Genomic DNA, 7,881 nt, shown 5'->3' with positions numbered 1-7,881 from the left:
CGGGCACCGCCGCCCACGCTGGCATGCCGCCGTTGCTGATCGGCATGCTGATTGTCGGCTTTGGCACCTCGGCACCGGAGATGGTGGTGTCGGCGCTGGCGGCGCTGGAAGGCAACCCGTCACTGGCGCTGGGGAATGCCTACGGTTCCAACATTTCCAACATCGCCCTGATTCTCGGGGTGGTAGCGGTGATGAGCCCGATACTGGTGAACTCCGCCATCCTCAAGAAAGAGCTGCCCATTCTCACGCTGGTCACCTTGCTGGCGGGTTACCAGCTTATCGATGGGCACATTTCCCGCATGGACGCCTGGATATTGATTGGCGTGCTGGCGGTGCTGATGGGTTGGTCTATCTATGCCGCCATGACTGGCAAGGGGGACGTGCTGGCCGGGGAAGTAGAAACCGACCTGGCAGAGCATCCGCTGCCGCTGAAACAATCCCTGTTCTGGCTGGTGGTGGGCCTGATCCTGCTGGTGGTCAGTTCCCGGGCGCTGGTCTGGGGGGCGGTGCTGATTGCCCAGTCTCTGGGAGTCAGTGACCTGATCATCGGCCTCACCATTGTTGCCATCGGCACCTCCCTGCCGGAGCTGGCTTCCAGCATTGCGGCGGTGCGCAAGGGGGAACACGATATTGCCTTTGGTAACGTGCTAGGCTCGAATTTGTTTAACACCCTGGCGGTGGTGGGTATCGCTGGCGCTATCAAGCCCATGTCGGTGGATGCGGGGGTCCTGCAGCGTGACTGGTCCCTGATGATGGGGCTGACGCTGGTGTTGTTCGTCATGGGTTTTGGCCTGTGGGGGCGCAAAGGGCAAATTACCCGGAACAACGGCATCGCCTTGCTGGTGGTTTATGTGGCGTACATGGCCTATCTGGGGTCGACTATGCTGACGGGGGGCTGATCCCCGCCGGCGTAAGCAGTGGCCGACACTGATGCTAATAGCATGACACCTAATGACGAAAGACAAGGAAGCGGCAGGGTATGCGGGATACGGGAATATCGGAAAAACTGGAGCAGCGCGCTTTTCTGTTCTCCCTGGTGGCGGTCAGCGCCGTCTTTGCCCTGCTGATTCAGCCTTTCTTCGCGCCCATTTTCTGGGCCTGCGCCATTAGCGTTATTTTCTATCCTTTCCACAAAAGGTTGCTGGCCCGCTGGCCGCAACGGCGCAACCTGGTGGCGCTGTTCACCTTGCTATTGTGCGTGGTGTTAGTAGTGATTCCAGTGCTGGCGGTGGCCACGTCGTTTGTATCCGAAGGCGTTGGCCTGTTCCAGAAAGTGCAAAGCGGGGAAATTGATCTGGCCAGCTATGTGGACAAGATCAAGCACGCCTTCCCGGGGGTGCAGTCGCTGGCAGAACGTTTTGATGTGGACCTGGAGAAAATCAAGGAACAGGCGGTCAAAGCCTTTACCGGGGCGGGCCAGTTCCTTGCCAAGCGGGCGCTGGCGGTGGGGCAGAACACCTTCCAGTTTTTCCTCAACCTGGGCCTGATGCTGTACCTGGCGTTTTTCCTGATCCGCGATGGCGACTCCATGGTAGCCATGCTGATTCGCGCGTTGCCGCTGGGCGATGAGCGTGAAAAGTTGCTGTTTGCCAAGTTTGCCGAAGTCACCCGTGCCACCATTAAGGGTAACCTGTTGGTAGCGATTACCCAGGGTGCGCTGGGTGGCCTGATCTTCTGGTGGCTGGGCATTCCCGGGGCCTTGTTGTGGGGCGTGGTGATGGCCGTGCTGTCGTTGATTCCGGCGGTGGGCGCGGGCCTGATCTGGTTCCCCGTGGCACTGTACCTCTACGCCGTAGGTGACATGAAGGAGGCGACGATCCTGATTCTGTTCGGGGTGTTCGTCATCGGTCTGGTAGACAATCTGCTGCGCCCGATTCTGGTGGGTCGCGATACCAAGCTGCCCGACTATGTGGTGTTGTTTTCCACCTTGGGCGGGCTGGCCATGTTCGGGATAACCGGGTTTGCAGTGGGGCCTTTGCTGGCTGCCCTTTTCGTGGCGTTCTGGGGTATCTTTATCCGTGAATTTAACGAGGAAGGTGTGCCTGCGTTACCGGTCGAAAGCGAACCGGATGAGACCCCTTCCGGGAGTGAGGAACGATGATTTTTCTACGATTGGTGCTGGCGGCTTCAGTGGCCGGGTTGTCCGCCTTTGGCTGCGATGAAGACGACGATGGCGGCCTTTTTTCCTCCAGCGACAGCGCCCAGCTTTACTTCCATAACCAGCTCACCCAGGTGGGCGGGGGCAGTGAAGACGATATCACCGTGGATCTGTTCGTGGATAACCAGACCACTGCGGTGGAGAGTGGTGTGGCCTACACCACCCGGGGCAGCGTGAGCTCCAACAGCCTGGAACTGGATGATGACAGCGAGTCCGTGGCGTTCGATGCCCGCGGGGTTAACTCTGGCAGCACTCTGGTTAACGGCCCGATCAACCGGACGCTGACCGGGGGCAACCGCTACACAGTGGTTTTGATGGGCGATACCACCCTGGATAACCGCCAGCTGAAAACGTTCAGCCACCAGAGAATGGATGTGGGTAGCGGGCAAATTCGGGTGCGCTTTATCAACACATTGTCGCGTCTGTCCGGCGATGAGCTGAGCGTCACCGCCAGCGGTAGCGCCCCCGGTGGCCAGGCGTTGGTCAGTGGACTGGAATATGGCGATGGCAGCAGCTACGTATCCTTGAGTGCCGGCAGCAATCTGGCGGTGACCGTCAACAACGAAACCCAGGGCGTGATCATTGATGATGTGAGTTGCAGCGTCAGCAGCGGCCGCAGCTACGATGCCATCATCGCGTACACGGAATTCGACAGCGACGACGACCAGATTTCCCTGTACTGCCAGCCGTTCAGTAACTGAGCGGCGGGAACTTCTCACTACGAAAAACCTCTGAACTGCCAACCAATACCAAAACGAAGGGCATCGGTATGATTACGATGCCCTTTTTCGTGTTTGTCTCGGGAGAAGTTATGCGAATGATCGGGATGCTGGCGGTGGCCAGTGCAGTAGTCTTGTCCGGCTGTGGCGGTGACGATGATGACGTGGAAGATTTGCTGCGGGCGCCAGCCAGCCTCTATTTCCACAATCAGCTGACGGATTTTACCGCCCCCGATGCAGCAAGCATTCGCGTGGATGTGGTGACCAACAAGGCGTCAGACCCGCTGTTTGAGGATGTGGGGTATTCCACCGATGAACAAGGCGGGATGAACCTGAAACTGGATGCCGATACCGAAACCGTCAATTTTCAACCACGCAGAAGCACTGTGGATTTACCGGATAAAGACATCTCGCTGGCAGCGGGTGGGAATTACACCCTTGTCTTGATGGGGGATTTGGCAGACAGCTCTCCGCTACTGAACGCTTTCCGCCAAGAGACGCCTTCTGTGATGGCATCAAACGTTGGGGTGCGCTTTATTCATGCCATGAGCCAGCAGGCAGGCATTGCTTTCTCTATCGGCACAATTCCAGATCTGCAGTATGGCAAAGCCACAGCCTATTTTTCGGATACCCCCAATGGTAGCAGCCGTCTGGAAGTGGAAGTGAAAGATGCTGCGGATGACAGCTTGATTGCGACGGTGTCTTGTCCGGTTCAGGCAGGCAAGGTTTACGATGCCATCATTACCCACAAAGGGTTTGCTGATCCCGACATGGCGATGTTCTGCCAGCAGGTCGAAGGCAGTTAGTTGATTTTGTAGGTCGGCTTAGGGCGTAGCCGTAAGCCGACTCCACCCTGTCCACTTGCACCACCGCTAAAGGGCGGTTTAGCTGGTGTTTATTTCAAACGCACCGATGGATCCAGCGTGGGCGCCGTCAACGGGGCCCCCTGGTAGGTGCGGACCTCACCAAAGCGATCGTTGGGCCATTGTTGCCAGTCGATCACCGCCTGCTGCAGCCGCTCCTGATCTCGACCGACAAAATTCCACCATAACAACACTGGCTGTCCCAGCGGCTCGCCGCCCAGCAGCATGATGCGGCTGCCGGCCGAGAGAGTGAGGACCAGAGTGTCGCGGCCCTGCCCCAGATAGTAGAGCTCGCCGCTCTCCAGGGTTTTTCCTTCCAGTTCCGCATGGCCTTCATTGATACACAGCCCCAGCTCAAAATCCGCAGGGATGGGCAAGGTCAGTCGGCAGGCTTGTGCGGCAACAATATCGGCGCCCACCAGTGGCGAGAAAATCGTCGCTGGAGAACGGCGCCCGGCCAGCTCGCCCACCACCAGGGTGATGTCGGCGCCATCCTGTTGCCATTGGGGCAGGTCAGTGTGGTGGGCAAAGGCCGGCGGGATATCCTCATGCTCGGCGGGCAACGCGATCCAGAATTGCAGGCCGTGCATGGGGCCGCTGAATCCCGGCGGGCTTTCCTCGGAATGGCAGATGCCATGGCCGGCGGTCATCAGATTCAGCTGGCCGGGGGCGATTACTTGCTCATAACCCAGGCTGTCCTTGTGTAGCAGTGCGCCCTCAAATAACCAGGTCACGGTCTGTAGCCCGATGTGCGGATGGGTGCCTACATCGACTGCATTATCGGGGGTCAGGTCGGTGGGGCCTATGTGGTCGAGGAAACACCAGGGGCCAATGAGCCGCTGTGAGCGGCTGGGCAAATGCCGAATGATGGGCAGGCCGCTGCCGAGGATGCTTTTGCGCGAATCCACGGGCGTCAGGGTAGGCTGGCTGGCAAGGTTGGGGCATTCCACCGTTTCGCCGCTGGCGTGGGTATTGCTCATGGCTGTCTCCGTGGCATAGTCCAGATGCGGGGCGTGACTATGCTTCGAGTATGGAACGCGGTGACAACAATGGAAAGCAAGGGAAAGGACACGCCTTATGGCCACAGTCAGCCTTCACAGCCACCATCATTATGCCCAGCAAATCAACGTACGCCAGCATCGCCTCAGTGCCGATGAGGGCGCGGCAATGGGGGGCGAAGATAGTGGCCCCAACCCGTATGAACTATTGCTGTCCGGGCTCGGTGCCTGCACCTCGATTACCTTGCGTATGTATGCCGAGCGTAAAGGCTGGGAGCTGGGTGATATTGATGTGCGTTTGGATTTTTACCGGGATGAGGACGGTGGCGAGCACATCGACCGTATCCTGGTCTGCAGTGCGCCACTCAGCGATGAGCAGCGGCAGCGTTTGCTGGAGATCGCCGCCAAAACCCCGGTAACCAAAACGGTGCGGCAGGGCGTTGCCATTACCAGCACGTGGAAATAAGCGGCGATTTGGCCCGGCTTTTGGCATACTCGCGCCTCCATTGAATCAGCGGAGTTGCTTGTATGTTCAAGGTCAACGAATACTTCGATGCCAAAGTGGCATCCATCGCCTTTCAAACCGAATCCAAGCCGGCCACCGTGGGTGTGATGGCGCCGGGGGATTATGAATTCGGCACCAGTGAGTATGAAACCATGACGGTAACCAGTGGCGCCCTGACGGTGAAACTGCCGGGCAGTGCCGACTGGCAGACATTTTCTGCCGGTGAGACTTTCGAGATTGAGGCGAACCAGAAATTTCAGGTAAAAGTGGCCATCGATACGGCCTATCTTTGCCTGTACGGCGAATAATCTGCACGGCCAAAAGAATAAGAGCACCTGGGAAAAACAGGTGCCAACACCAGGGGGAGCCTGATGCCGTTATTTCCTGCCAGGGATGGTGCCACGCTGCGCGTGCGTTTGCTGGGCCGAGGTCAGCCGGTGCTGATGCTGCATGGCCTGGGGATGCAAGGCCGTGACTGGCTTCCCTTCGTGTTCCCCTTTCTGCGTCGTTTCCAGTTTGTGATTCCTGATTTGCGCGGTGCTGGCGGTTCGGCAGCGGCCCGTTTCAACCAGGCGGATGTGTTCCACAATCACATGCAGGACATGGAAGACCTGGTTCACCATTTTGGCCTGCGCGATTTCCCGTTGGTGGGTTATTCCCTGGGGGCGACCACCAGCCTGCACTGGCATGCTCATGGGGATTTTTCTCCGGTAAAACGCTACCTGCACATTGATCAGTCGCCCTGTACCGATAACAAGGCGGACTGGTCTCACGGGTTGTTCGGCGCGCGGCAGGGGCATTTCTTCGCCCAGTTGCGTGAGCTGCTGGCTTTGCTGGACGGTGCGCCAGACCAGGGCCGCATTGCCAACCTGGCGCCGGGGTTGCGCGCGGCCATCCTGTCAAGGTTGACCGATATCCTCGGGCAGATTGCTGGCCGTCGGGGGCTGCACTCCGCCTTCAGTGCAACGGCCCGCTGGTCGTCGCTATGGGCGCGGGTGTTGCCGGTGACGGAACTGGCGGATATCCGTGCGTACCTGAATGCCTACCTGTTTGGTGCCCATGACTACCGGTCCTCTGCGGCCGATTGGGGAGTGCCGGCCACGGTGATTACCGGCGCCCGCTCCCCCCTGTATCCCGCCCAGGGGCAGGCCGAGTTTGCCCGTTTGATCGGTGCCCGACATGTTGTTCTGCCCAGATCCGGGCATGTGCCGCTGATGAGCCAGCCACTGGCGTTTACCCGCGCATTGGGTGATTTTTTGGCCGACACAGAGTGATTTTGCGTGTCGCCTGCGGCGTGGTGCGTGCTGCTTCCCTTTGCTGATAGTGGAATGCTATTTCGCTCTGCCCCCGTTTCTCGCTAGCATAACGGGCCTTTCTGGAGCGGATATCGGAGATATCGGGTGGTCGCCATTCATACCTCAGCCCCGGCGCTGACTCTGCGCGCGGGCAGCGATGCGATTGCGCATTTACGCGAGCATGGCCTGCGGGCCGCCGATGTGGACATCGTTCCCGGGGCGGCCGGTGGCCCGAAGGCGTTGGGGATCAACGGCCTGGATCAGGCGGTGTTCGGGGATTTTCTGCCGTCGGCGCCGCGCCTGCGTACCTTGATTGGTGCCTCCATTGGCAGCTGGCGGTTTGCCGCCATTACCATGGGCGATGCCCGCACCGGCTTGTCCCGCCTGGCCGAACTTTACACCCGGCAGCGTTTCCCCAAGGGCATTACGGCGAAAGACGTGAGCCATCGCTGCGAGCAGATGTTGTCGGAACTATTACAGGATCGCGACCAGCGTATCTTGCATAACCCGGATTATCGGTTGGTAATCGTGGTGATTCGCAGCCGTGGGCTGATGGCCCGCCGCGGCGGTTTGGGCCTGGGGCTGGGGTTGGCGGGGTTGATTGGCACCAACCTGCTCAGCCGCCGTGCCACGGGCCTGTTTATGGAGCGCGGGTTGGTCTACCCGCGAGGCGCGGATTTGCCGGTGGGCCCGCTCAATGATTTCACCACCCACCACGTGGACTTGCAGGCGGACAATTTGCGCGCAGCGTTGCTGGCCAGTGCCGCCATCCCCATGGTGCTGGATGGAGTGACGGCCTTGCCCGGCGCCCCGGATGGCGTCTATCGCGACGGGGGCATGCTCGACTATCACCTGGACCTGCCTTACCAGAGCGACGGCATCGTGCTGTACCCGCACTTCACCGATCGGGTGATCCCCGGCTGGTTCGACAAGCCCCTGCGCTGGCGCAACGGTGACCCGCAGCGGTTGCGGCGCCTGTTGCTGGTGTCCCCGTCCCGGGGGTATCTGGCCAGCCTGCCCCACGGCAAGCTGCCCGACCGCACGGACTTCAAACATTACCTTGGCGATGATGCTGGCCGTGAGGCGTATTGGCGCAAGGCGGTGGCCGAAAGCCAGCGGCTGGGAGATGAATTTCTGGAGCTGGTGGAAACCGGCAAAATGGTGGACCGCCTGCAACCGCTGTAAAGACCCTCCGTAGAAGCGGCGCTTGAGCCGCGAATCGTACTTGGCACGGCCTGCCTCAAGCAGGTTCGCGGCTCATCCCTGTAGGGCACAGAGAGCGTCGCTCCTACGGGGGAACGTGTTACCCTCGCCACGTTTTCCCATTGACCCGGATCGCCCGT

Annotated in this window: 9 protein-coding genes; 8 read left to right on the top strand and 1 reads right to left on the bottom strand. The window is 59.7% G+C overall.

From position 1 onward, the window contains the following. The 4 genes from CL546_RS00605 to CL546_RS00590 form a co-directional block, all read left to right on the top strand. Positions 1–899: calcium/sodium antiporter (locus CL546_RS00605; RefSeq protein ID WP_290492353.1), on the top strand; the 899-nt coding region annotated here is incomplete at its 5' end. An 80-nt stretch (positions 900–979) separates the two neighbouring features. Then, positions 980–2,101: an AI-2E family transporter gene (locus tag CL546_RS00600; RefSeq protein WP_290492352.1), complete on the top strand. Its 1,122-nt coding sequence runs from the start codon at positions 980–982 to the stop codon at positions 2,099–2,101. Further along, a complete protein-coding gene (locus CL546_RS00595) occupies positions 2,098–2,859 on the top strand; it encodes a DUF4397 domain-containing protein (protein WP_155131613.1) in 762 nt (253 codons plus the stop codon). Before CL546_RS00600 ends, CL546_RS00595 begins: the two co-directional genes overlap by 4 nt. A 110-nt stretch (positions 2,860–2,969) precedes the next feature. Next, the gene (locus tag CL546_RS00590) at positions 2,970–3,683 is read left to right on the top strand and encodes a DUF4397 domain-containing protein (RefSeq protein ID WP_290492351.1); all 714 of its coding nucleotides are present in this window, start codon (positions 2,970–2,972) and stop codon (positions 3,681–3,683) included. Between the two features lie 89 nt (positions 3,684–3,772). Here CL546_RS00590 and CL546_RS00585 read toward each other — a convergent pair whose 3' ends face one another. Then, positions 3,773–4,720, bottom strand: a complete 948-nt coding sequence (locus tag CL546_RS00585) for a pirin family protein (RefSeq protein ID WP_290492350.1) — start codon at positions 4,718–4,720, stop codon at positions 3,773–3,775. Between the two features lie 97 nt (positions 4,721–4,817). Between CL546_RS00585 and CL546_RS00580 the strand changes: the two genes are divergently transcribed. The 4 genes from CL546_RS00580 to CL546_RS00565 all read left to right on the top strand — a co-directional run bounded on the left by CL546_RS00580 (position 4,818) and on the right by CL546_RS00565 (position 7,723). Continuing rightward, positions 4,818–5,204, top strand: a complete 387-nt coding sequence (locus tag CL546_RS00580) for an OsmC family protein (protein WP_155131621.1) — start codon at positions 4,818–4,820, stop codon at positions 5,202–5,204. Between the two features lie 62 nt (positions 5,205–5,266). After that, a complete protein-coding gene (ppnP, locus tag CL546_RS00575; protein ID WP_290492349.1) occupies positions 5,267–5,551 on the top strand; it encodes a pyrimidine/purine nucleoside phosphorylase in 285 nt (94 codons plus the stop codon). Positions 5,552–5,614: 63 nt separating this feature from the next. Then, positions 5,615–6,517 (top strand): alpha/beta fold hydrolase, encoded by a 903-nt coding sequence (locus CL546_RS00570; protein ID WP_290492348.1) that lies wholly within the window; start codon positions 5,615–5,617, stop codon positions 6,515–6,517. A gap of 126 nt (positions 6,518–6,643) precedes the next feature. Continuing rightward, a complete protein-coding gene (locus CL546_RS00565; protein ID WP_290492347.1) occupies positions 6,644–7,723 on the top strand; it encodes a patatin-like phospholipase family protein in 1,080 nt (359 codons plus the stop codon). The last annotated feature ends 158 nt before the right edge of the window (positions 7,724–7,881 follow it).

The organism is Alcanivorax sp., from assembly GCF_002726155.1.
Lineage (GTDB): Bacteria > Pseudomonadota > Gammaproteobacteria > Pseudomonadales > Alcanivoracaceae > Alcanivorax.
This window is presented reverse-complemented; position numbering and strand designations above follow the sequence as displayed.